The 22,102-nt window shown below is 74.8% G+C and carries 17 protein-coding genes; 10 read left to right on the forward strand and 7 right to left on the reverse strand.

Going from position 1 to position 22,102, the window contains the following annotated elements; translation table 11 throughout:
* Positions 1-45: 45 nt before the first annotated feature.
* The 5 genes from ACZ1IK_RS06310 (at position 46) to ACZ1IK_RS06330 (ending at position 5,596) form a co-directional block, all read left to right on the forward strand.
* On the forward strand, positions 46-876 hold the full coding sequence (locus tag ACZ1IK_RS06310; protein WP_227717951.1) for a LysE/ArgO family amino acid transporter: 831 nt from the start codon (positions 46-48) through the stop codon (positions 874-876).
* A 25-nt stretch (positions 877-901) separates the two neighbouring features.
* The gene (locus tag ACZ1IK_RS06315) at positions 902-1,372 is read left to right on the forward strand and encodes an NUDIX hydrolase (protein ID WP_465098399.1); all 471 of its coding nucleotides are present in this window, start codon (positions 902-904) and stop codon (positions 1,370-1,372) included.
* 58 nt (positions 1,373-1,430) lie between these two features.
* Positions 1,431-3,293 (forward strand): ABC transporter ATP-binding protein, encoded by a 1,863-nt coding sequence (locus tag ACZ1IK_RS06320; protein WP_465098400.1) that lies wholly within the window; start codon positions 1,431-1,433, stop codon positions 3,291-3,293.
* A gap of 178 nt (positions 3,294-3,471) precedes the next feature.
* Positions 3,472-4,467 (forward strand): hypothetical protein, encoded by a 996-nt coding sequence (locus ACZ1IK_RS06325; RefSeq protein WP_036314481.1) that lies wholly within the window; start codon positions 3,472-3,474, stop codon positions 4,465-4,467.
* 118 nt (positions 4,468-4,585) lie between these two features.
* Positions 4,586-5,596: a bile acid:sodium symporter family protein gene (locus tag ACZ1IK_RS06330; RefSeq protein WP_020625623.1), complete on the forward strand. Its 1,011-nt coding sequence runs from the start codon at positions 4,586-4,588 to the stop codon at positions 5,594-5,596.
* 199 nt (positions 5,597-5,795) lie between these two features.
* Here the strand turns inward: ACZ1IK_RS06330 and ACZ1IK_RS06335 are convergent, their stop codons facing one another.
* Entirely contained in the window at positions 5,796-8,330 is a 2,535-nt protein-coding gene (locus tag ACZ1IK_RS06335; protein ID WP_036314478.1) for an FtsX-like permease family protein, read from the reverse strand.
* Positions 8,331-8,332: 2 nt separating this feature from the next.
* Entirely contained in the window at positions 8,333-9,175 is an 843-nt protein-coding gene (locus tag ACZ1IK_RS06340; protein WP_069941555.1) for an ABC transporter ATP-binding protein, read from the reverse strand.
* A gap of 165 nt (positions 9,176-9,340) precedes the next feature.
* Here ACZ1IK_RS06340 and ACZ1IK_RS06345 point away from each other — a divergent pair, with 165 nt between their 5' ends.
* Entirely contained in the window at positions 9,341-9,916 is a 576-nt protein-coding gene (locus ACZ1IK_RS06345; protein ID WP_465098401.1) for a TetR/AcrR family transcriptional regulator, read from the forward strand.
* 13 nt (positions 9,917-9,929) lie between these two features.
* On the opposite strand, the gene ACZ1IK_RS06350 is transcribed toward ACZ1IK_RS06345, so the two are convergent.
* From ACZ1IK_RS06350 to ACZ1IK_RS06365, 4 genes are all read right to left on the reverse strand, one after another.
* Positions 9,930-10,196 (reverse strand): hypothetical protein, encoded by a 267-nt coding sequence (locus tag ACZ1IK_RS06350; protein ID WP_020625619.1) that lies wholly within the window; start codon positions 10,194-10,196, stop codon positions 9,930-9,932.
* Between the two features lie 370 nt (positions 10,197-10,566).
* Positions 10,567-11,259, reverse strand: a complete 693-nt coding sequence (locus ACZ1IK_RS06355; RefSeq protein WP_036316208.1) for a response regulator — start codon at positions 11,257-11,259, stop codon at positions 10,567-10,569.
* 56 nt (positions 11,260-11,315) lie between these two features.
* Positions 11,316-12,659 (reverse strand): sensor histidine kinase, encoded by a 1,344-nt coding sequence (locus ACZ1IK_RS06360; RefSeq protein ID WP_069941556.1) that lies wholly within the window; start codon positions 12,657-12,659, stop codon positions 11,316-11,318.
* A 65-nt stretch (positions 12,660-12,724) separates the two neighbouring features.
* A complete protein-coding gene (locus ACZ1IK_RS06365; protein WP_144859569.1) occupies positions 12,725-13,879 on the reverse strand; it encodes a nitronate monooxygenase in 1,155 nt (384 codons plus the stop codon).
* An 81-nt stretch (positions 13,880-13,960) separates the two neighbouring features.
* Here ACZ1IK_RS06365 and ACZ1IK_RS06370 point away from each other — a divergent pair, with 81 nt between their 5' ends.
* The 3 genes from ACZ1IK_RS06370 to ACZ1IK_RS06380 all read left to right on the forward strand — a co-directional run bounded on the left by ACZ1IK_RS06370 (position 13,961) and on the right by ACZ1IK_RS06380 (position 17,714).
* On the forward strand, positions 13,961-15,415 hold the full coding sequence (locus ACZ1IK_RS06370; RefSeq protein ID WP_070709911.1) for an L-lactate permease: 1,455 nt from the start codon (positions 13,961-13,963) through the stop codon (positions 15,413-15,415).
* A 287-nt stretch (positions 15,416-15,702) separates the two neighbouring features.
* Positions 15,703-16,368 carry a response regulator transcription factor gene (locus ACZ1IK_RS06375; RefSeq protein WP_036382382.1) on the forward strand — a complete coding sequence of 222 codons (666 nt, stop codon included), beginning with the start codon at positions 15,703-15,705 and terminating at the stop codon, positions 16,366-16,368.
* A complete protein-coding gene (locus ACZ1IK_RS06380) occupies positions 16,365-17,714 on the forward strand; it encodes a sensor histidine kinase (protein WP_020623969.1) in 1,350 nt (449 codons plus the stop codon). The genes ACZ1IK_RS06375 and ACZ1IK_RS06380 overlap by 4 nt, the downstream gene beginning before the upstream one ends.
* A gap of 128 nt (positions 17,715-17,842) precedes the next feature.
* Here ACZ1IK_RS06380 and ACZ1IK_RS06385 read toward each other — a convergent pair whose 3' ends face one another.
* Positions 17,843-21,220 (reverse strand): beta-phosphoglucomutase family hydrolase, encoded by a 3,378-nt coding sequence (locus ACZ1IK_RS06385; RefSeq protein ID WP_135039927.1) that lies wholly within the window; start codon positions 21,218-21,220, stop codon positions 17,843-17,845.
* A gap of 286 nt (positions 21,221-21,506) precedes the next feature.
* Between ACZ1IK_RS06385 and ACZ1IK_RS06390 the strand changes: the two genes are divergently transcribed.
* Positions 21,507-22,097, forward strand: a complete 591-nt coding sequence (locus ACZ1IK_RS06390) for a hypothetical protein (RefSeq protein ID WP_036316210.1) — start codon at positions 21,507-21,509, stop codon at positions 22,095-22,097.
* Positions 22,098-22,102: the final 5 nt, after the last annotated feature.

The raw sequence follows: 22,102 nt of genomic DNA on the forward strand, positions 1-22,102 counted from the left end.
AAGATCGCGATGGCACGGACGTGGGACGGCTCCTATCCTCGCTCGGTGACCATCTTCGCCACCGGATTCCTGACCTACCTCGCCCTCATCGTCGCCATCGGCGCGCAGACCCTGTTCCTGCTGCGCCAGATCGTCCGACGCGACCGCGTGTGGACCGTCCTGACCGTGTGCTTCGTGGCCGATGTGGCGCTGCTCGTGCTCGGCGCCGGCGGCGTGGGCGTGGTGGCCGAGCGCTGGCCGTGGCTCGTGCCCGCGCTGACCGTGGCCGGCGTGGTCTACCTCCTCGGGTTCGCCGCGGGCGCGCTGCGCTCCGCCTGGCGCGGGGACCGGACCCTCAGCACCGCGGCCGCGGACGTCGAGGGGACCGGGCACGGCCCCGACCGCATCGACCTCGCGGTCCTCACCGGTGAGCTGCCGCTGATCGACCCGGTGACCGGCCGCCTGGCCGAGCGCGAGCCGGCCGGGGCCGGCGTCGGGCATCACGACGACGGCGCGCCCGGCTTCGGCGCCCCCTCGGGCGGCGGGTCGGTGACGGTGCGGCAGCGCGTGCAGCCGCGCCGCGTGGCGCTGGACCGCCCGCAGACGCCGCTGCCGCGGATCATCCTGCTGGCGCTGTCCGTCTCCCTGGTGAACCCGCACGCCATCCTCGACACCGTGGTCATGATGGGCACCTTCGCGCAGACATTCGGGGCAGCGAAGTGGGCGTACGTGGGCGGCGCGGTGGCGGCCTCGCTCGTGTGGTTCACCGCGCTCGGCTGGGGCGGCACCAAGCTCGCCCCGTCCATGGACTCGGCGCGGACGTGGCGGATCGTGGACGCCGTGGTGGGCGTGCTCATGCTGGGAATCGCCGTGAAGGTGGGGCTCACGCTCCTCTGAGCCGCGCGGGGAGGATGATGGGGGCATGAGTCCTTCCCCCTCCGACTCCGCCCGCACCCCGGCCGTCACGGCCGGGGAGGTCATCCGCGTCTCCGCCGTCGTGCTGGCCCGCCCGGACCGCCGCGTGCTGACCGTCCGCAAGGCCGGCACCGCCATGTTCATGTTCCCCGGCGGCAAGCACCTGCCCGGCGAGGACCCCGTGGACACCGCCGTCCGCGAGGTGGCCGAGGAGACCGGGCTTCGCCTGCGCCCGGACGAGCTGACCCGCCTGGGCGCGTGGGACACCGCCGCCGCCAACGAGCCCGGCGCCGCCCTGCACTCGGAGGTGTTCGCGCTGTGGCGGCCCGTCGCCCGGCACGAGGTCCCCGAGCCGACGGACGAGATCGTCGAGCTGCACTGGATGGACCCCGCCGCCCCGGCCGCACCGGGCGGGCACGGCGTGGCCCCGCTGCTGCACCCCGTGCTGGCCGCCGTCGCGGCAGCGCCCCCGTTCTGACCTCCAGGCGGGCCGACCGGCCCGCGCTGACGTCCGCACCGGCCACTAGCCTGGCCGGGTGACGTCGCTGCTCCGCATCCTGCGCTTCGCGCCCCAGCTCAACCGCCTCTACCTCGGCATCGCCGTCAGCTCCGTGCTGGCCGCGGTGCTGGCCCTGGCCACCCCGTTCCTGATCGGTGCGGCCACGGACCGGATCGTCGCCGCCGTCGCGGGGGAGACCGACGTGGCCGAGGCCGTCACCGCGGTGACCTGGCTGGCGGTCGCGTTCCTCGCCGTCGAGGTGGCGACCACCCTGGTGGTGAGCGTGGGCGGCTACTGGGGCGACGTGATGGCCGCGCGCATGCGCACCATTCTCTCCACGCGGTACTTCGAGCAGCTGCTGCACCTGCCCCAGCGGTACTTCGACACCGCGATCACCGGGCGGGTCGTCAACCGGTTGAACCGCACCATCAACGAGATCACCCAGTTTCTGCAGTTCTTCGCGAACAACGCGTTCACCATGCTCGTCACCACCGCCGCGGTGCTCGTGATCACGGCGTTCTACTGGTGGCCGCTGGCGATCCTGCTGGCCGTCGTCTTCCCCGTGTACATGTGGCTCACCGCGCGGACGTCCGCGAAGTGGCAGGTGTGGGAGGGGGAGAAGAACACGGAGGTGGACGTCGCCTCGGGGCGGTTCGCCGAGGTGGTCTCCCAGATGTCCGTGGTGCGGGCCTACAACCGGCAGGACCACGAGCTCACCGGGTTCCGCGACCGGTTCCTGCGGACCGTGGAGATCACCCGGCAGCAGTCCCGGTTCTGGCACGGCATGGACGCCGGGCGCCGGCTCGCCCTGAACGTGGCCTTCGGCGCGATGTACCTGATCGTGTTCGTCCGCACCGCGCAGGGCCTGTTCTCCGTGGGCGACATGGTGATCCTCCTGCAGCTGATGAACATGGCCCGGCAGCCGATCTTCTCCATGAGCTTCCTCGTGGACTCCGCCCAGCGCGCCGTCGCCGGGTCGAAGGACTACTTCGAGGTGCTCGCCGAGGAGCGCGAGCGGGCCGGCGGGGCGGCGCTCGCGGTGGTGGGTGCGGAGGAGCCGCGCGTGCCGGCGGAGCCGCGGGCCGACGTCGTGCCGGGTGCGCCGGACGTCCCCGCGGACGTGCCGGCCGTGCGCTTCGACGAGGTCTCCTTCGCCTACGACGCCGACGCCTCCCGCCCCGTGCTGAACCGCGTGTCCTTCGACATCCCGCAGGGTGCCAGGGTGGCGCTCGTGGGCGAGTCGGGCGGCGGGAAGTCGACCATCGCGCACCTGCTGCTGGGCCTGTACCCGGTGACGAGCGGACGCATCGAGGTGTTCGGACAGGACGTCGCCGGGCTGGACCTGGCCGCGCTGCGCGGGCGGATCGCCACCGTGTTCCAGGAGCCGAGCCTGTTCTCCGGGACGGTGCGCGAGAACATCGCCTACGCAGACGCCGACGCCTCCGACGAACGCGTCCGGGCCGCCGCGCAGGCCGCGTACGCGCACCGGTTCGTGGCGGCGTTCGACGACGGCTACGACCAGGTGATCGGCGAGCGCGGGCTGCGGCTGTCCGGCGGGCAGAAGCAGCGGATCGCGGTGGCGCGGGCCGTGCTCAAGGACGCACCGATCCTCGTGCTGGACGAGGCCACCTCCGCGCTGGACACGAAGTCCGAACGGCTCGTGCAGGCGGCCCTCGAGGAGCTGATGGTGGGTCGGTCGAGCCTGATCGTGGCGCACCGGCTGAGCACGATCGCGTCCGTGGACCGGATCGTCACGCTGCGCGGCGGGCAGGTGCAGGAGATCGGGACCCCGGCCGAGCTGGCCGAGTCAGGCGGGATCTACGCGCAGCTGCTCGAGCTGCAGAGGGCCGGCACCCAGGAGGCCCGGAAGATGCTGAAGGAGTACGGGCTGAGCGGGTGATCCCGGAATCTTCTGCGGATCCGACCCTTCCGAGCGCTGCGCGGCGGCCCAGAAGGGTCAGATGTGCAACGGATTCCCAGCGCGCGGCAGGACGTCCACGACGACGTCGGCCCGACGCCTCCGCAGGGCCTGTGGACAACCGGGCCCGCCGACGTCGGGAGCGAGCAGGATCGGGGCCATGCGCGTGCCCGGACCCTTCCCCGCCCACCTCCAAGACGCCCCGTTCACGCGGGCGCAGGCGCTGGCCGCCGGGGTGTCCGGGTCGCGGCTGCGCAGCCGGGACGTCGAACGCGTCGCGCACGGCCACTACCGCTGGATCGGCCCCGTCACCGGGGCGACGCCGCCCGCGCGTCCCCTCGCCACCGAGCTGTCCCGGCTGCAGGACCTGGCGGCGATGCGTCCCGACGTCGTGGTGACCGGAGAGTCCGTGGCCCGGCTGCTGGGCTGGCCCCTCCCGGACGACGTGAAGGCCCGGGTGCGTCCTACCGTCCTGCGGTCCCGCACCCGCCGGGTGCTGCGGGAGCCCGGCGTGCGCACCCGGCTCGTGGACCTAGACCGCGTCCTCGTGCGGAGGGACCGGCTGCACGGGCTGCGATGGACCTCGCACGCCGACACCTGGTTCCACCTGGCCACCGTCCTGGACCGAGACGCGCTCGTGGCGGTCGGAGATCGGCTGGCACGGGAGGACGAACGGCGGGGGAAGGTCGCGCTGGCCACCCGCCGGGAGCTCGGCGCCGCGCTCGAGCGGCACACCGGCGAGGCCGGGATCGTGCGGGCGCGGGAGGCGCTCGCGCTCGTGCGCACCGGTTCCGACTCCCCGGCCGAGACCGAACTGCGCCTGGCGCTGATGGCCGCGGGGCTGCCCGAGCCGGACCTGCAGATCGAGCTCTGGGACCCGGACTACTCGCTGTGGCACCCCGCCAGCGCGGACCTCGGCTACCGGCGGTGGCGGATCGCGATCCACTACGAGGGCAAGACCCACGACGGCGCCGCGCAGGTCGGCAAGGACACCCGCCGGGACGCGGTGTTCCTGCGTCAGGGCTGGCTCAACATCCGGGTGGCGGGGACGGACCGGTGGCGGGGATTCGTCGAGACGGCGGGGCTGGTGCGGGCCGCGATCGCGGAGCGTGGCGGTCTCGACGCCGGTGGCGCGGAGGATCGTCTGCGGAACTGACCCTTCTGGGGCGGGAGCGGACGTCCAGAAGGGTCAGGGGCGCAGAAGATTCCGGAAGGCCGACGACGGCGCCGCGTCACGCGACGACGCACCGCGGCCCCGCTCTTACCATGACGGGATGACCGCACCGGATCCCGCCCCCACCGACGCCCGCCGCGCGGAAGACCGCTCCGCGCGCATCGCCGTCACCGTCTTCCCGCTGCTGGTGCTCGCCGCCGCGCTCGTGGGCTTCCTCGCCCCGACCGCCGCGAAGACGCTGCTGCCCCAGGTCAACCTGTTCCTCGGGATCATCATGTTCGGCATGGGCCTGACGCTGACCCTTCCGGACTTCGGCCTCGTCGCCCGCCGGCCGCTGCCCGTGCTGCTGGGCGTGGTGGCGCAGTACGCGATCATGCCGCTGCTGGGGCTCGGCGTCGCCGTCGTGCTCCAGCTGCCGCCCGAGCTCGCGGCGGGCGTGATCCTCGTGGGCTCGGCCCCGGGCGGCACGTCCTCGAACGTGGTCAGCTACCTCGCCCGCGCCGACACCGCCCTCTCCGTGGCCATGACCTCCGTGTCCACGCTCCTGGCCCCGCTGCTCACGCCGCTGCTCACCCTGTGGCTGGCCGGCCAGTACATGGCCGTCGACGGCGGCGCCATGGCCAAGTCCATCGTGAACATCGTGCTCCTGCCGGTCCTGGGCGGACTCGTCGTGCGCCTGCTGCTGCGCCGCGTCGTCGACCGCGTGCTGCCCGCCCTGCCGTGGGTCTCGGTGGTGTTCATCGCGCTGGTGGTGGCCGCCGTCGTCGGCAACAGCGCCTCCCGCGTGCTGTCGGCGGGCCTGCTGGTGTTCGCAGCGGTGGTGCTGCACAACGGGCTCGGCTACCTGCTCGGCTACGGCGCGGCGAAGCTGTTCCGGCTGCCCACGCCCGTGGCGCGCACGGTCTCGATCGAGGTCGGCATGCAGAACTCGGGCCTGGCCGCGGGCCTCGCCGCGCAGTACATCTCGCCGGCGGCGGCCCTGCCGGGCGCCGTGTTCTCGATCTGGCATAACCTCTCCGGGGCCGTGCTCGCGATGGCCTACCGCCGTTCCGACGGCCGCAGGGCCGCGGGCGCCCCCGGCTCGGCCCCGGCGAATCGTCTGCGGAACTGACCCCTCCGAGGCGGGATCGGACCCCCAGAAGGGTCAGTTCTGCAGACGATTCCGGACGGTCGACGACGACGCCGGCCGCCGGGCAGCGCGCGAGTGAGGGCCGTGGCGCGGCCCGCTCACACCGCGGCCCGCCCGCTCACACCGCGGCCAGGCCCGCTCACACCGCGGCCAGGCCCGCTCACACCGCGGCCAGGCCCGCTCACACCGCGGCCAGGCCCGCCACGGGGCTCAGCCGGGCCGCCCGACGCGCGGGCAGCAGCGACGCCGCCAGGCCGGCCAGCGCCGCCACGGCCACCACCAGCACGAGCTCGAGCCACGGCACGGCCGGGCGCACCGCGGTCCCGGCGCCCGCGGTCGCGGAGAGGTCGGCGAGGACCAGCTGCGCCCCCGCCCAGCCGTAGAACACCCCGAGGGCGCAGCCCAGCACGGCGGCCACGGCGGCGATCAGCACGGCCTCGATCGCGATCGTCCCGCGCAGTCCGCCTCGCGTCAGGCCGAGGGCCCGCAGCAGCGCGTTCTCGCGCGTCCGTTCGATCACGGACAGGCTCAACGTGTTCGCCACCCCGATCAGCGCGATCAGCACGGACACCGCCAGCAGCGCCACCACGATCCCGAGCATCGCGTCGATGATCCGGGCGTAGAGCGCGCGCTCGCCGGCCCCGCCGTCGATCACGGCCGCCCCGGTGCCCGCGGCCCGGGTCACGTCCTCGCTCAGGCCCTGCAGGCGGTCGACGGGGACACCGGGGTCGAGCGCGACGAGCAGCTGGCCCGGCACGGCGGCGCCCGCGGCCCCGTCCCACCCGGCCTCGCGCAGCGGCTCGGCCGCCACGTACACGCCGGAGCTCAGCGAGCCCGCGCGCACCGGGACGAACGTCCGCTCGGCCCCCGCCACCTGCCCGCGGACCTGATCCGTGTCGACCCAGTCGGGCACGAGCGCCGTGCCGGGGTCGCCGAGGCCGGTCACGCCCTCGGGCAGGCGCGCGACGACGGCGCGCAGGTCCGCGGCCGGCGTCGCCAGCACGGGGGACCCGTCCTCCGTGGCGCCCACCGAGGTGGCCAGGGCCACCGCCTGCACGTCCGCCGTCGCGGCGACGGCCTCGGCCGCACGGGCCGGGTCCGCGTCGGCGGGCAGCTGCACCACGAGGTCCACCGGGTAGGCGGTGTCCAGGGCGAGGGCCGTCTGCTCCTGGGCGGTGCGCCCGCCGGTGAGGAACAGCGCCACGAGGGTGGTGCCCACGAGCAGGGCCGCGGCGGTGGCGGCGGTCCGGGACCGGTGGCGCACCGCGTTCAGCCCGGCCAGGCGACCGGGGACGCCGGCCGGACGGGCCAGCACCGCCGCCCCCCGCACCGCGGCGGGCACGAACAGCCGCGCCAGCAGCAGCACGCCCACGAAGGACAGCGCGCCGCCGCCGATCGCCGAGACCGGCTCCCTGACCGACACGCCCCCCAGCATGAGCGCGGTGCCACCGACGGCCAGCGCCAGTCCGATCGCCGTGCGGACCCGGCCGCCGCGCGATGCGGCGGTCACCTCGTCCCTGGGCCGCAGGGCCTTGAGCGGGGCGACGCGCGTCGCGGCCACCGCGGGGGCCAGCGCGGCCACGACCGTCACCGCCACGCCCACGGCCACCGAGACGGCGAGCCCTGCCGGGTGCAGCCCGAACGTGAGGAACGGCAGGTCCAGCATCGCGCGGGCGGCCGCGGCCACGCCGGCCACGATCGCCACGGCGAGCCCGGCGCCCAGCACGGAGCCCACCACGCCCACGACGGCGGCCTCGGTCAGCACGGACGCCCGCACCTGGGCCGTCGTCGAGCCGATGGTGCGCAGCAGCGCGAGGTCACGGGTGCGCTGGGCCACGAGCACCTGGAAGGTGTTCGCAATGACCAGCGCGGTCACCAGCAGGGCCAGCGCCGCGAAGCCGCCGAGCACCCAGCCCAGCAGGTCGGTGCCGCCGCTCAGCTGCGTCACCACCGAGCGCACGGCCTCGTCCGGGGCCGCGACGTCGACGTCCACCCCGGCCGCGGCGGCCTCGGCGCGGGCGGCCTCGGCGACGGCGGGGACGTCAGCCCCGTCGGCCAGGCGCAGCAGCAGGTGGGGGGTGAACCCGGCCTCCCCGTCCTGGCCCTGCACCGCGGTCAGCGCCGCGGGCGAGGCCCACACCTGCGCCTGCCCGGAGAGCATCGGGTCCGGGGAGGGCTGGGTCAGGCCCGTGACCACCGCGTCGACCGGCGTGGTGGTCGAGTCGGGCCCGGACTCGCTCGCCAGCGCGACGACGTCGCCCACGGCCACCCCGTGCCGGTCCGCGGTCTGCGCGTCGAGGGTGACGCCGCGGGCGTCGTCGGCGGCGGGCAGGGCGCCGGCGGTCACGGTCAGGCCCGCCAGGGCCGGGTCGCGGGGCAGGGGCATCACCGCGGCGCCGAACTCGGCGTCCGCGGCGCGGGCCGCCGCCCACGCCATCCGCAGGGCGTACGCCTCCTCGACGCCGTCCAGGCGGGCCAGCGGGCCGGGCTCGGCGGAGGTGCCGGCGAGGTCGGAGACGTCCTCGGACCCGCCCGGCAGGACCACGAGGTCGGCGCCGGCGTAGGTGCTGCCGAGCGTGGCGCGCAGGGTGGCCTGCGCCGTCGAGGAGACGAGGAAGGAGGCCGCGAGGAACAGGGTGCCGATCAGGATGGCCAGCACCAGGGAGACGTAGCGGCGCGGCTGGGTGCGCAGCTGGGAGAGGGCGACGGTCCACATGGTCAGCGCACCCCGCCCTCGGCCGGGGCGGACAGGGCGGTCAGGGCCGCGGTGACGGACTCGACCGTGGGGTCCACGAGCTCGCCGGCCAGCCGGCCGTCCGCGAGCAGCACGACGCGGTCGGCGGCGGAGGCCGCCACGGGGTCGTGGGTGACCATGATGACGGTCTGGCCCATCTCCCGCGCGGACCGGCGCAGCAGGCCGAGCACCTCGGCGGAGGTGGCGGTGTCCAGGTTGCCGGTGGGCTCATCCCCGAACACGACGTCCGGTCGGGTGAGCAGGGCGCGGGCCACGGCGACGCGCTGCTGCTGGCCGCCCGAGAGCTCGTGCGGCCGGTGGCCCAGCCGGTCTGCGAGGCCCAGGGTGCGGGTGATCTCGTCCAGCCAGGCGCGGTCCGGGGTGCGGCCGGCCAGCTCGAGCGGCAGCACGATGTTCTGTTCGGCCGTGAGCGTGGGCACGAGGTTGAAGGCCTGGAACACGAAGCCCACGCGGTCGCGACGCAGCCGGGTCAGGGCGGTGTCGTCCAGCCCGGTGATCTCGGTGCCGCCGATCCTCACGGAGCCCGAGGTCGGCGCGTCCAGCCCGGCCAGGCAGTGCATGAGCGTCGACTTGCCCGAGCCCGAGGGCCCCATGATCGCGGTGAACGCGCCCGAGGCGAAGTCCACGTCCACCCCGCGCAGGGCGTGCACCTGCGCGTCACCGCGCCCGTAGGCGCGGGTGAGGCCGCGGGCGCAGACGGCGGGCGCCGTCGTCGTGGTGGCGGACGACGACGGCGTGCCCGGCCCCGGCGCGACGGGGCCGGGGGTCGTGGGGGAGAAGGGGTGTGCGGGGGAAGAGGTGTCCATGGCGGCCACTCTCCCGCGCGGACCCGGCGGGGCGGATCGGAGGAGGGGACCACCTCCGCGGGCGGCGGGTCATGCCCGGGGATGAGGCGGGCCGGCGAGGCGTGGACCCGAGGGCGTCAGGTCCCCGCCGCCGGGCGGTGCGGGGTGGAGTGGGATGATGGGGACATGAGAGCCGACGCCCGCGCCAACCGCCAGGACCTGCTGGCGGCCGCCGGCCGTCTCATCGCCACCCAGGGGGCGGCGATGTCCCTGCGCGGGGTGGCGCAGGAGGCCGGGGTCGGCGTGGGGACGCTGTACCGGCACTTCCCCACGCGTCGGGATCTGCTGGACGCCGTGCTCGAGGACGTCGTGGCCCGCACCGGGGGGATCCTGCAGGCCTTCCTCGACGGGGTGGGCGGGGACGGGCACGGCGGTGGGACCGAGGCGCGGTGGCGGAGGCTCGCGGAGGACCTGGGGGCCGTGAACCTGGCCTCGCTCGCGGCGGCCCGGGACGACTTCGACCCCGCCGACCGGCCGCCCGAGGCCCTCATCGCCGAGGCCGAGCGTGTGATCCTCGAGCTCGCGGACCAGGTGGTGGCCGAGGCGCGGCGGGCCGGGCTCGTGGGCCCGGACGTGACCGGGGCGGACTACCTGTTCGGCCTGCTCATGGTCACCCGGTCGCCGGAGTGCGCGCTGCTGGGCCACGGCCCGGACCAGCGGGGCTGGCTGCTGGACACGTACCTGCCCGGCCTGCGGCCCTGAGGGCGCGGCCGGGTCAGTCGCCCGGGGCGTCGTCCTCCAGGACGGGGCGGGCGGTGGCCCACGCGACGGCGCCGGCGAGCAGGCCGGCGCCCGCGGTGAGCGCCAGGCGGAGCAGCCCCTCGACCCCCGTGAACAGGCTCAGGCCCAGCATCACGACGGCGGCCGTCACCAGCGCCACGAAGAAGGCCACGCATTCACTGTCCCGCTGCGCCTGCTCGGCGGCTGGGTCGGAGGCGCGGGACGTCGTCGGGGTGGGGTGGTCCAGGATGCTGCCGGTCATGGTGCCTCTCCTCCAGTGCGCGTCGGGCCGGGGCGGCCATCGGCGCGTGCACCCCGGCGGCGGACCCGCTGCGGGGCCTGCGTCCAGCATCGCGGAGGGGGTGGGCGCACCGGCAGGGCCATGAGGATGAACCTCGGGGCGTCCGACTCATACCCAGGTATGACCTGTGATTGTGCTGGCAGGCGCCTGGGGAGTGGCTCAGGGAAGGGCCCCGCCGCCCCGGCCGACCGCCCCGGCCGACCGTCGAGGCCGGCCGTTGAGGCCCGCAGACACGCCGCTACGACGACGGCGTAGCGGCGTGTCTGCGGGCCTCGACGAGGGGTGGGGCAGGGGCTAGGGCGGGGGCTGCAGGGCGTGCCGGAACGGCGGGTCAGAACTGCACGAGGCCCGCGCGGTGGGCGATGAGCACGGCCTGCACGCGGTCGCGGGCGCCTAGCTTGGCCAGCACCCGGCCGACGTGCGTCTTCACCGTGGCCTCGGAGAGCACGAGCTCGGCGGCGATCTCCAGATTCGCGGCGCCCTGCGCCATGAGCACCAGCACCTCGTGCTCGCGCGGGGTCAGCGACGCCACGGCCGCCTGCTGCTCCTCGCACTCGGCGCTGCGGACCTGGTCCGAGCGCAGACGCGGGGCCATGTGCGTCAGGAGCCGGCGCGTCGTGGACGGGGCGATCACGGCGTCGCCCCGGTGCACCGTGCGGATCGCGGCGAGCAGCTCCTCGGGCGGGGCGTCCTTGAGCAGGAAGCCGCTGGCGCCCGCCTCGATCGCGTCGAAGGCGTACTCGTCCAGGTCGAAGGTGGTCAGCACCACGACGCGCGGGGCGTCCGGCCGGCGCAGCAGCGCGCGGGTGGCCTCGATGCCGTCCATCTCCGGCATGCGCACGTCCATCAGCACGACGTCGGCGCCCGCCACGGACACCGACGCCACCGCCTCGCGCCCGCTGCCCGCCTCCGCCACGACCGTCAGGTCCGGCTGCGAGTCCACGAGCATGGCCAGCCCGGAGCGGATCAGTGCCTGGTCGTCCACCAGGGCCACGCGGACGGGGACGGTCTCCTCAGAGCTCATGGGGTCATCCTCTCAAGTCGGGCGGGGTGAGCGGGCGAGACGGGGGCGGCCACCCCTCACACCGCCGAGTACGGCAGGTGGGCGGACACGCGGTACCCGGCCCCGACGCGCGGCCCCGTCTCGAGCGTCCCGCCGAACAGGGCCGTCCGCTCGGCGGCCCCCCGCAGACCCTGGCCGCTGCCCCGGGTGGCGGGGTCGGCGGCGGCGCCGCAGCCGTCGTCGTCGATCTGCAGGTCCAGGCCGTGCGCCGTCCAGGCGAGCGTGACGAAGGCGTCCGCGTCCGGCCCGCCGTGGCGCAGCGTGTTGGTGAGCGCCTCCTGCACGATCCGGTACGCCGCCAGCTCCCCACCCGCCGGCAGCGTGCGGCGGGGTGTGCCGGTCTCCAGCAGGGACACCTCGAGCCCGGACAGGCGCATCGTCTCCACGAGGGCGGGCAGGTCCGCGAGTCGCGGCTGGGGCCGGCGGCCCGGGGGCAGGCGGGTGCCGCGGCCGTCGGGGGAGGCGACGACGTCGGCGGCGGGTCGCCGGGCGTCGTCGTCGGTCACGCCGGGCACCCCGGCCACGGTCTCGCCGGTCTCGCGGAGCACGCCGAGCAGCTGGCGCATGTCCGCGAGCGCGGAACGGCCGGTCTGGCCGATGGTCTCGAGCGCGGTGACCGCGAGCGCGGGCTTGGCGGCGGCGGCGTACCGGGCGCCGTCGGCCTGGGAGATGATCACCTGCAGGGAGTGGGCGACGATGTCGTGCATCTCCCGGGCGATGTGGCTGCGCTCGTCGGCGGCGGCGAGCTCGCGCTCCTGCCGGGACTGCACCTCGAGGCGGTGGGCGCGGTCCTCGAGGGCGCGCACGGTGAGGCGGCGGTTGCGCACGACGTCGCCGAACGCCCACGCGGTGAGCACCATGAGCCCGCAGCCGATCGCCATGATGACCATGGCCAGCGGCTCCGCGGGGGAGCGGACGGTGAGGCCGTCGGGGGTGACGAACTGCGCCGGGAACAGCCACACCTTCACCCCGTTGGCCACGCCGCCGACCAGCCCCAGGAGGAGCCCGGCCACGGAGACGCTCCGGGGCGCGTTCGCAGCGAGGTTGTAGACGGTGAGCGGCACCATCAGCAGGGACAGGCTGAACTCGGGCCCGGCGAGCAGGTGCAGGACGGCCGCGGCCGTCACGACGGCGGCCGAGGCCACCGGGCGCACCCGACGCACGGCCCACGGCAGGACCATGCCGGCCCCGGCCAGGAGGGAGACGGCCGTCTGCCGGCCCTGGGGGTCCGGGGCGACCATCGGCCCGAGCGCGATCCACGGGAGCGCCACGAGTACGGTGAACAGGGCTGCGGCGGCCATCACGTCCGTGCGCACGGGGTGCAGGCGCGTCCACTGGTCGAGGCGGCGCAGGGGGTTCACGCGGGCCAGCCTAGGCCGCAGGCGGAGGGGCCGGCGTCAGCCCGCGGGATGATCCGGGGCGGTCCTCAGGGCGTGAGGGAGGCGAGGACGTCGGCGGCCGGCGCCTCACGGACCCGGTGCGCCTCGGTGCCGGCCCACAGGTGGACGCGTTCGAGGTCGCCGACGGCCGCGGCGGCGGCGCGCAGCCCCTTCGTCAGGACGTTGACCTCGGGGTACGCGGCGGGGGCGTCCGGGTGCTCCGCCATGAACGCGGTGGCCAGCGACCGCGCCCACCGCCCCGTGTAGGCGCGGGTCAGGGCGGTGCGGGCCCGGCCGTCGTCGGCGGAGAAGCGTGTCCCGGCCGCACACGCCGCGACGGCGGCCCGGTGCGCCGCCGAGGTGCCCGCCTCCGGGGTGAGGAGGAACGCGGTGCCGGCCGCGACGGCGTCCGCGCCGGCGGTGAGCAGGGCGCGCACGTCCTCGGCGGTGCCCACGCCGCCGGCGGCCACCACGGGCATGGCGCTCGCGGCCCCCGTCCCGACGACGTCGCGCACCGCCGCCAGCACCGTCGGCATCTCGGCGCGGGTCGGCTCCGCGGCCGGGTCCGACGTGCCCCGGTGCCCGCCGGCGCGGTGGCCCTGCACCACGAGGAACGCGGCCCCGTGGTCGAGGGCGGCCCGCGCCTCGGTCGCGTCCGTCACGGTGGCTCCGGCCGGGATACCCGCGGCGGCCAGCCGGGCGAACACGTCCGCGGCCGGCAGGCCGAACGTGAAGGAGACCAGCGGCCACGCCTGCTCCTCGGCGGCGGTGAGCAGGGCGTCGAAGTCGGCCCGTTCGGCGTCGGGGTCCGGGACCACGTCCGCCGCGGCGGGCAGGTCGGCGGCGCCGTCGGCCGTCAGGTCCGCCCGGTATGCGGTGACCGCCGCCGCCCGCGCCGACCGTGCCGCCTCCGTGCGCGCCGCGTCCGGGAGGGCCGTGTTCACCGCGTCCGGGACGAACAGGTTCACGCCCCAGCGGTCCGCCCCCTCCGCGCCCAGCAGCGCGCGCAGCGCGTCCACCTGCGCGCGCATCTGCGCGGCCGTCCGCATGCCGCCGGCGAGAAACCCGCCGCCGCCGGCGCCCACGACGGTGGCCACCAGCTCCGGGGTCGAGGGGCCGCCGGCCATCGGGGCCACCGCCACGGGCACGGGCGGGATCAGGCGGGCGCGGGTGACGTCGTCGGGGTGGGATGGCTGCGTCATGACCCCCAGAGTAAGGGGAGGGGTGTCGGCCCCACCCCGCGCCTACAGTGGGGCGCAGTACACGAGGGAAGGGGGTGCGCCGTGGAGGTGCTGCTCGCGCTCTCACCCATCCTGCTCACCCTCGTGCTGCTGCTCACCCGGCTGCCCGCGTGGGTGGCCCCGGCCGCCGGGACGGCCGTGGCCGTGCTGCTGGCCCTCACGGCCTTCGGCGTGGCCCCGGGCGACCTGGGCGGCGCGATCGGCGCCGGCGTGCCCACGCTGCTCGAGATCCTGGCGATCATCGCGGGCGGCATCACCCTGTCCCGCGTCATGGAGTACTCCGGCGGGCACGCGCGCCTGGCCGCGTGGCTCTCGGCGGGCAACGGCCCCACGATCGCGACCGCGCTGCTCATGGTGCACGGCGTCATCCCGTTCCTCGAGACCGTGACCGGGTTCGGCGTCTCCCTGATCGTGGGCGTGCCGCTGCTGCTGGGCCTGGGCTACACGGCGTTCCGGTCCGCGCTGATCTCCATCCTCGCGCTCACCATCGGGCCGTGGGGGTCCATGGCGCCGGGCACGCTCATGGGCGCCCGCCTGTTCGGCCTGGACTTCCGGGAGATCGGGGTCACCGCCGCGGTGTTCAACCTGCCGGCCTGCCTGGTGGCGGGCGTGGCCACGGTGCTGCTGCTGCGCGGGGCGCGCGGCATGCGAGTCGACGCCGGCCCGGCCCGGACACTGCCCTGGCTCGGCGTCGCCGTGCTCTCCGGGGTCGCCCAGTGGGCGCTGATCCTGGGGGCGAACCTCGTGGTCGGCACCGCGCCGGCGGGCGCCGTCGCCACGTTCGTGCTCACCGTGGCCTGGCTGCTCGTGATCCGCGGCGGCCGGCTGCTGCCCGGGCCGGGGCGGGACGTGGTGCCGTACCTGACGCTCATGGCCGGCACCGTGCTGGGCACCACCGTGAAGGGCGCCTTCGGGCTCGAGGGGGTGGCGGCCCTCGTGGGGACGCCGGCGCTGTGGGCGTTCGTGGCGGTGGGCGTGGGCGTGCAGCTGCTCCACCTCGACGCCGCCGCCCGCCGCCGCGTCCCCCGCGAGGCCGGGAAGCTGTGGGTGGGCACCGCCATCCCCAACGCGCTCTACGTGGCGTTCGGGCTCATCCTCTCCGCCGGCGGGGTCTCGCAGGCGCTCGCGGGCGCACTCAGCGGGATGGGGGAGTCCTACCTGGTGGCGATGCCGTTCCTCGGCGCGTTCGCCGGCTTCATCACGGCCTCGAACACCGGGGCCATGGCCCTGATCGGCCCCCTGCAGATGGACACAGGCGCCGCCCTGGGCGTCCCCCCGCCCTGGTCCAACGGCCTGCACAACGCGGCCGCGGGCTGGGGCATCGTCGCCGGGCCCGCTCGCATCCAGGTGGCCCACGGCATGGCCGCGGGGGCGCAGTCGCCGCAGATGCCCGGCTGGGCCGTGACGCGGCGGAACCTGTTCGTGGTGCTGCTGCCGGCCATGCTCGCCGGGATCCTCGGCATGGCCGTGATGGGCTGGTTCCTGCTGCCGCGGTGACGCGCGGGGGGTGGAGCGGGGCCCGGGTGGGGCGGCCCGGTTCCGTGGGCGGAAGCGGCAGGCCAGAGCGTTCCGTGGGCAGAAGTGCCCTCTCTTCTGCCCACGGAGGCGACGGGGTTGTGGGTTCTGCCCACGGAGGCGACGGGGTTGTGGGTTCTGCCCACGGAGGCGCCGGGACTGCGGTGGCCGGCCGGGCGCGGGAGCCGGCCCGGTCCGCCCCGAGGCGGGGGCCGACGTCGACCTTCGGTGGACGCGCGGCGGCCTGTGCGCCTCCTAGGCTGGACGCCATGATCCGAGTAGTCGTGGCCGACGACCAGGCGTTGATGCGCACCGCCCTCGAGCACTTCGTGGCCCAGGCCGAGGACCTCGAGGTGGTCGGCTCCGCCGAGGACGGGGTCCAGGCCCTCGAGGCGGCCCGCACGCTGGCCCCCGACGTCGTGCTGATGGACATGCAGATGCCCCGCATGGACGGCGTCGAGGCCACCGCGCGCATCTCCGCCGAGGCCCCGGGCGTGCGCGTCCTGGCGATCACCACCTTCTCCTCCGAGCAGTACCTCGTGCCCGCCCTGCGCGCCGGCGCCGCAGGCTACCTCGTGAAGGACGCACCGCCGGCCGAGGTCGTGGACGCCATCCGCCGCGTCCACGCCGGGGACGCCGTGTTCTCCGCCCGCGTGGCCGCGGACCTGGTGGAGGCCGTCACCGCGGCCCCCGAGCACGCCGACCCCTGCCCGGCCGAGCCCCTCGCCCCGCACGAGCGCCTCACCGAGCGCGAGCTGGACGTGGTCCGCGAGCTCGCCAAGGGCGCCTCCAACGCGGAGATCGCCGGCGCCCTGTTCCTCGCGGAGGCCACGGTGAAGTCCCACATCGGCAAGGTCCTGGACAAGTGGCAGGTCCGTGACCGCGTGCAGATCCTCATCCGCGCCGCCCGCGCGGGCCTCGTGGACATCGGATGAGCATCGCGGCGCCCGCCCCGGCTCGGACGACGACGGCGACGTCGCGCCCGCCCGCCGAGTCTCCCCTGGACTCCCGCCTGCCCGCGATCCTGCGCACGGAACCCGTCTCCCGGCACATGCGGATCGTCCTCTACGTGATCGTCGGGCTCATGGTGCTGGGGGAGATCCTCACCCTGGTGCTGGGGCCCACGGTGGCCGCCGGGCTGAGCGCTGACCCCGAACTCGCGGGCATCCTCGAGGAGGACGGCGGGCTGACGGGTGAGGGGCGGGAGCCGCTCCTGCGCTGGGTCCTGTTCCTGGCGAGCGTGCTGGTCACGCTGCTGTTCGGGTGGCAGCCCACCCTCGCGGCGGTGTTCGTGCTGCTCGGGAGCACGTTCGGTCTGGTGGGCCTCGTGGAGGCGGACCACGCGCACCTCACCCCGCAGGCGTTCAGTGGCGGGGTCGTCCTGGGCGCGGCCATGGTGACGCGGTACTCGCACCGGGTGTTCGTCTGGTTCGCCCTGGGCGCCCTCATCCTGCTCACCGTCGCGGGCGAGGTCCTCACCGACGGCACGTGGGCGGACGAGGACAGCCTCAAGGGCGTCATGGTCATCACGCTCATCGTCGCGCTGTGCGTGGCGGTGCCGGCCTTCATGATCCGCCGATCCCGGCATCGGGCCCGGGACCGCGAGGCGGCCCTGCGCCGGGCCGAGGAGGCCGCCGCCTGCGCCGCGGAGGCGGAGCGGCAGCGGATCGCGGCGGAGCTGCACGACGTCGTCGCGCACGGGCTCACCGTGATCTCGATGCAGGCCGCCATGCTGCCCACCCAGAGGGACCCGGACAAACGGGCCGCCGCGGAGAAGGCCATCGAGGAGGCCGCCCGGCAGTCCCTCGTGGACCTGCGCCGCATGCTCACCGCGCTGCGCGGCTCCTCCCGCAACGCGCAGACGGCGGAGGGGGACGCCGTCGTGGACCTGCCGGCCCGCCTCGACGAGTTCGAGGCCCAGCTGCACGCGGCCGGGTTCGCGGTCGAGCGCTCGCTGACCGAGCTGGACGAGCTGCCGCGCTCCCTGGAGCTGACCGTGCTGCGTGTGGTGCAGGAGTCGGTGACGAACATCCTCAAGCACGCCCCGCGCCGCGGCACGGTGCGCCTGACCTCGCAGCTCGAGGGCGCGGACCGCCTCGTGCTGTGCATCGCCAGCCCCATGGACGAGGGCGAGCCCCGCCGCGACCGCGTGGTGGTCGCGATGGCCAGCGGCTTCGGCCTGGCCGGCATGCGCGAGCGCGTGGCCGTGTTCGGCGGCACCCTCACGGCCGGCCCGCTGGGCGGCTGCTGGGTGGTCCGCGCCGAGCTGCCGCTGCGCTGAGCCGGGGCGGCAGCCGCGTCCTCCCGCGTCCTCCCGCGTCCGGGGGCGAAAGTGGGCGGTATCCGCGCGGGATACCGCCCACTTTCGCCCCCAAAGGGACGGGGTGGGGTGGCCGACGACGGCGGCCCTCAGCCCAGCGGGACCGTCAGCTTCTCGCCGGGGGACAGGGTGTGCTCGCGGCCGGCGATGATCATCGGCACGTCGTGCCACATGCCCTCGCCCGCGGCCACCGTCACCTCCCGCTGGGTCATCTGGATGACCACGGGCTGCTGGCGGAACCGGATGGTGAACCGGGCGCCGGGCAGCTGGGCGGGCATGCGGGGGTGCAGCCGGACGACGTCGTCGCGCGTCTCGAGGCCCGCGTAGCAGCGGATCACCGTGTCCACGGTGCCCGCCATCAGGCCCAGGTGGATGCCCTCCTTGGTGGTGCCGCCCTGCGTGTCCGAGAGGTCCGACTCGAGGGCCTCCGTGAACAGGTCCCACGAGCGGTCCGGGTCCGTGCGGGCCGCCACCCACGCGTGCACCAGGCGGGAGAGCGTGGAACCGTGCGTCGAGCGGGCCTCGTAGTACGTGACCATCCGCTCGAACGCCTCCTGCGGCAGCTCGTAGCCCATGCGGCGCAGGATCCGGTCCAGCTCCTCGGAGGAGAACAGGTAGCCGAGCATGAGGGTGTCGGCCTGCTTGGAGAGCTTGTACCGGTTGGTGGCGTCGCCCTCGGCCTGCAGGATCAGGTCCATGCGGCCGATGTTCCCGTACTTGGCGCGGTAGGCCTCCCAGTCGAACTCGAGCAGGTCCTGGTAGCCCTCGAACTGGGCGAGGATGCCGGCCTCCTCGCCCTCCTTGAAGAACGGCACGGTCAGGCGGGTGCTGACCTCCTCCCAGCGCTCGATCTCCTCCTCGGAGATCTCCATGAGCTCGGGCAGGCCGTCGTCGATCGTGTCCAGCCAGCGGACCAGGCGGGCGGTCTCCGCGAGAACCCACGAGGTCAGCACGTTCGTGTACGCGTTGTTGCGCAGGCCGGAGCCGGGGGTCTCGGGATAGCCGTCGTGGAACTCGTCCGGGCCCATGACGCCGTGGATCTCGTAGCGGTCCGTGACGGCGTTGTGCAGGGTCATGGACATGAAGAACCGGGAGATCTCCACGAGCATCTCCGCGCCGTAGTCCGAGATGAAGGACGTGTCCTTCGTGATCTCGATGTACCGCAGCACCGAGTAGGCGATGTCCAGGGAGACGTGCCGCTGGTTGTGGGAGTTGTCCGGCATCCACATGCGCGAGCGCGGGTTCCACAGCTCGGTGGGCGTCTCCTCGGAGCCGTCCGCGCCGGACTGCCACGGGTACATGGCGCCGGCCCAGCCCGCGGCCTGGGCGTTGGCGCGGGCCTCGTTGAGACGCCGGTAGCGGTACATCAGCAGGCCCCGGGTGATCTCGGGGCGGCGCAGCGTGAGCATCGGGTAGACGTAGATCTCGTCCCAGAAGATGTGGCCGCGGTAGCCCTCGCCGTGCAGGCCGCGTGCCCCCACGGAGGCGTCCAGGTCCCGGCGGCGGCCGTAGGCCGTCTGGAGCACGTGGAACGTGTGCAGGTTCAGGGCGAGCTGCTGGCGCAGCGACGCGCCGTCCTTGCCCATCGGGACCGCGGACCCCACCGGGGCCGAGTGGCCGGCGTCGACGACGGGCGGCGCGTATTCGCCGCCGGCCTCCGCCGCCGTGGAGCGGCGCTGATGCCGGTACGGCTCGGCCAGGTCGATGCGCACGGAGAACCGGTCCCAGTTGGTGCCCCAGCGCTGCTCGTGCAGGGTCAGCAGGTTGCGGAAGTTCTGGGCGCGCTGGACGTCCTTCACCGCCGACTCCCACACGGAGGCGTTGGCGTGGTCGTGGCTCGTGGCGACGGCGGCGATCTTCTCCAGCACGAGCGGCACGCCCTCGTCCACGTGGAGGAGGATGTCCTGGCCGACCACCAGGTCCGAGCCGTCCACGGGGCGGCGGATGGGCTCGTGGTGGCCCACCGGCGCCACCTGGCGGGTGCGGGTGGCCACGGCCACGTGGATGCCGGACTGGTTGGTGGCGGTCTCGAGCAGGACGGTCTCGCCGTCGATCTCCCGGGCCTGGACCGGCTCGAGGTGCTGGTTGGCGAGGGTGCGGTCGTCGGAGACGTTGAGGTTGGCCACGCGGCCCTCGATCTTCGAGCGCACCGTGAGGTCCCCGGACCAGTTCTCCGCCACCACGGTCAGCTCGATCGCGGCGAGGTGCCGGTTGGCCAGCGAGGTGAACTGCCGGGTGTGGACCGTGGTGCGCCGGCCCTGCTCGTCCTCGAAGGTCATGGTGCGGGAGAGCACGCCGCGGCGCAGGTCCATCTCCTGGCCGTACTCCACGAGGTTCTCCTCGCCCGGCAGCAGCGGGCGGCCGTGGCGCGGGGTCACCACGAGCGGGGTCCAGTCCTGGATGTTGACCATGTGCTCGGTCTCCACGACCCGGCCCTGGACCATCGAGGTCAGCCGGTTGAACACCCCGGCCATGTAGGTGCCGGGGTAGTGGACGGAGGAGATGCGCGTGCCGGGCACAGCGCCGCGGGTGCCCCAGTACCCGTTGGCCAGGGTGCACAGCACCTCGCGTGTGCCCTCGGAGGCCGGGTCGAAGCGGTCCCAGCGCAGCACCCACGCGGGGTCGAACGGGGTGGTGGTGCGGTCCTCCAGATGCAGGGTCCCGTAGTCCTGGACCACCAGGTGGGCGCCGGCCTCCTTGAGCCGGCCCTTGCCGAGATCGGGCTCGCGGTCCACGCCGATCACGAGGCCGAAGCGGCCGTCCGCGGCGGCCTTCACACCGGAGACGGCGTCCTCGAGGACCATCGCGTCCGCGACGTCGACGCCCAGCTCCCGGGCGGCCTCCCAGAACATCGCCGGGTCCGGCTTGCCCGGCAGCCCGCGCTCGAGGGCGGTGTTCCCGTCCACGATCACGGGGAAGAAGTCCAGCACGCCGCCGGCCGTGAGCACGGCGCGGGAGTTCTTGGAGCTGGTGACCAGTGCGACCGGCACGCCCTTGGCCCGCAGCCGCTCGAGCAGGTCCTGGGCCTCCGGGAAGACGCGGACGCCGTCGCGCTCGAGCACCTGCTCGAAGTAGCCCTGCTTGCGCTCGGCGAGGGCGAGGACGGTCAGCTCCGGGGCGGCGTCCGCCTCGGGGGCGTCGGCCTCCGGCACCCTCAGGCCGCGGGAGGCGAAGAACGTGCGGACCCCGTCCTCGCGGGGGCGTCCGTCCACGTGGTGCAGGTAGTCGGCGGCGGCGTCGAAGGGACGCAGCACGTCCGGGTCCGCGGCGACGACGGCGGCGTTGGCGGGCAGCGCGCCCACGGCGGGCAGCGCCCCGTCGAAGAGCTCCTTCCACGCCTGCGCGTGCACGCCGGCGGTGTTCGTGATGACCCCGTCCATGTCGAAGATGACGGCGCGGTAGCGGCGGAGCCGGTGGCGGCGGGCGTTCAGGTCCTGCGGAGCGGCGGGGGTGAGCGTCTGCGACATGGGAACCAGCCTACGGGCGGGGAAGTGGGGCCGCACGGGGAGTGCCGCGGCGATGTTCACCGCAGCGAGCGCGCCGTCGTTCCGGCCGACCGCACCGCAGCGACATCACAGCGGTTCTCAGCTGCGGTGATGTCGCTGCGGCGCGGTGGGTTCCGGGAATAGGGTCGTGCCGACGGGGCGGACGTGTGCCCCCGCGCGCCGGAAGCGTGGCCCGGGAACGAGCAGGACACACTCGGCGGAGATGGCCGGGGGGCGAAGGGCTCATGAACTGGATGATGAGCAAGTGATGGATGCGAAGCCGACGCGGTTGCGGAAGAAGGCGACGCGGGAGGAGATCCTGGCGAGTCTGCCGGTGCAGGCGCGGGTGCGTCCGGCGCGGTGGTTGCTCCTGTGGCTGATCGTCGTGGTGTGCATCGCGGTGTTCGTGTGGGTGATCTTCCGGCCGCCGGAGGATGTCTCGGCCGGGTTCGGGGTGTGGCGTGTGGCGTCGTTCATCGGGTTGGCGCTGGCGTTGGCGGTGCTTCCCGCCGCGACGATGGGTCTGTTCCGGCCTCGGCATGTCACGTTCGATGAGCGACGGGTGTGGACGCGGGACTGGTCCGTGGACTGGGCGGACGTGAAGGAAGTCCGTGCTGTGGCGCCAGAGTCGGAGCACACGATGAAGGTGGCGCTCAAGGTGGACGAGCGGCTGTGGAACGAGGGTGGTCTGCGCAAGGCCAACCGGTGGGACTCGGGACGGCCGTTGCAGGGTGGCGGGTTGACCCGTGCGCAACCGCTCGTGCTCACGCAACCCGCGCTCGCGCCGTCGGCTCTGACGCTGCTGCAGGTCTTCGTCGAGTTGAAGAAGCGGAACCGCCGGGCGGGGAGCCCGCGGTGACGCGC

It is taken from the genome of Micrococcus sp. CS26 (genome assembly GCF_055522295.1).